This is a genomic window from Microcoleus sp. Pol11C3 (assembly GCF_036701485.1).
Classification (GTDB): domain Bacteria; phylum Cyanobacteriota; class Cyanobacteriia; order Cyanobacteriales; family Microcoleaceae; genus Microcoleus.
In genome coordinates, this window is sequence record NZ_JAUBQW010000321.1 from 1 (window position 1) to 1,076 (window position 1,076).

Consider the following 1,076-nt stretch of genomic DNA (forward strand, 5'->3'; position numbering starts at 1 on the left):
GTCAAATACCTGGAAAATAGACCAGTCATATTTATCGATGCACTATTTTGTGATTTTGTCAATGCGTAAGTCCTAGATCAGTTGGTTCTGCTGATGCACGAGCTCGAATTTCTTCTTCGACAGTTTTCATCGCATTGAATATTGCATCATCATACTGTCCCAATTCAAACTGTTGCTGGCACCGCTGAATAATTTTTGGATGCAGAGAATTGATTGTAAATTTGAAGCTAGTCTGGGGTTCAGGTATCATCTGACCTAACCTGCGCTGCAAGTCGTCAATTAGTTCTTCACTCGACATCGAATTTGCGCGATGCTTGTAGAGAGTATTTTCAAATGGTGTTAGAACCTTTTCGTAAACTTCCTGAACATACTGACGACGTAAAGCATAACTACTTAAATGAGCTGACCAGTAATTATACCAATCCCACAGGGATCTAAAAGAATTTGGATTGTCAACATTGAAGCCTTCATTTTGTAGAGATTCCAGCTTCAAATTCACTTCCATATATAGCTGCTTATACTCATCATCTTTTTCCTGAATACGTGCTTCACCTGTTGCAACTGTCACCATAAGTGTCTGAAGTTCGTAAATTTCCTGCACAAGTTGTTCAAGTAATTGTGGTGTCATATAGAAAAATAATCTCTATTATTGATTAGTTATCAGTTTCGCGGTCTAACGATTTAGTTGAACTGCGCGCGTTCTTTCCAGGATAGAAAGACTTTCTAATAGTGCTTCTACAACTTCTCTTTTTCCTCTCATATATTAATTACTAATATAAAATCAAACAACTTACAGTTTCAGCAATGCTCGTACTTGTAACTCTCTACTTGTACTTTATGTTAATAACAGTCTCCCCTTGTGACCCAACTCTAAAATTCACATTACAAGGAATACCTATTTCATTTAGGTTAGTACCAATAGGCGTTGCTTAATTAGGGTATGAAAAAAATCAGTTGAAAATCCAGAAGCTTTGTGGATACTGGTTTCTATGACTTGCATATTTAGGGCTTGCTGAATATATCGATCGCACTTGAGGTAGCCTGGGTTTTGAGCGCGCGATCGAGAATAAAGTGCA

The 1,076-nt window shown here is 37.5% G+C and carries 1 protein-coding gene; it reads right to left on the reverse strand.

Annotated features, from left to right (window positions below):
- Positions 1-58: 58 nt before the first annotated feature.
- Positions 59-628: a TIGR02391 family protein gene (locus QUA40_RS28865; RefSeq protein ID WP_333132156.1), complete on the reverse strand. Its 570-nt coding sequence runs from the start codon at positions 626-628 to the stop codon at positions 59-61.
- Positions 629-1,076 lie beyond the last annotated feature (448 nt).